This is a genomic window from Dankookia rubra, assembly GCF_004355005.1.
Classification (GTDB): Bacteria; Pseudomonadota; Alphaproteobacteria; order Acetobacterales; family Acetobacteraceae; genus Paracraurococcus; species Paracraurococcus ruber_A.
Genome location: NZ_SMSJ01000324.1, coordinates 1 through 690, shown reverse-complemented (window position 1 = coordinate 690; position 690 = coordinate 1). Strand labels below are relative to the sequence as shown.

The window sequence follows — 690 nt, the reverse complement described above, 5'->3', positions numbered from 1 at the left end:
GCCGTAGGAGGACTGCGCGTACAGCGCCAGCGCCATGACGTAGTAGACCACCAGGCGCGCCGGCAGCTGCCGCCGACGCTGGCTCTGCCGGCCGGTCTCGGCCAGCACGGCGTCCACCAGCGCCGCCGGCACCGTGGCTGTCAAAACGCCAAGGCTGACCTGGTCACTGATCCGGGTGCCATTCGGCAAGCGCGTCGCTTTGCGGACCATGGCTTGGTCCTCCCGCAGCGGTCAGCGGTCCCACAGCCCAACTCCGCCAGCGAGCCCGACTAAAGTCAACGGTATTGCGGCTAGCCCGCTCGCAGGCCGGTCCGTTCAATGCCGTCCTCCGCCTCGAGCGGCGGATCTCCCACGAGGGCATGGTCTCGGTCGGCGGCAACCTCTACTCCGTCCCCGACGGCACCCGCCGGCGTCCCGTCGAGGTGCAGGTCACCGCCGCCGAGGTCCGGATCCTCGAGGACGGCCGGCTCATCGCTGTCCATCCCGTGCTCGAGGGCCGCTGGCCTTGCCCCGCTTTCACGGCTCTTCCGCAGGAAGCGTGGTTGATGCTGCCAAGTGCGCTGCGGCTTGGCTGGCCCGGTAGTAACATGCGGGATGAAGGACCTTCACCTCCTGCCAGGATGCCGCATCCGGGAGATCACCCGCCCGGACGCGAGCAACATCCAGATCGCTGCTGAGGCTCGGCAGCGG

The 690-nt window shown here is 69.1% G+C and carries 1 protein-coding gene and 1 pseudogene; one reads left to right on the top strand and one right to left on the bottom strand.

The annotated features are described in order from the left end of the window. Nucleotides 1–210: transposase domain-containing protein (locus tag E2C06_RS36830; RefSeq protein WP_193560547.1), on the bottom strand; the 210-nt coding region annotated here is incomplete at its 3' end. 95 nt (nucleotides 211–305) lie between these two features. On the opposite strand from E2C06_RS36830, the pseudogene E2C06_RS36825 reads away from it, so the two are divergent. Then, nucleotides 306–500, top strand: a pseudogene (locus E2C06_RS36825) (Mu transposase domain-containing protein); the annotation flags it as partial. Between the last annotated feature and the right edge of the window lie 190 nt (nucleotides 501–690).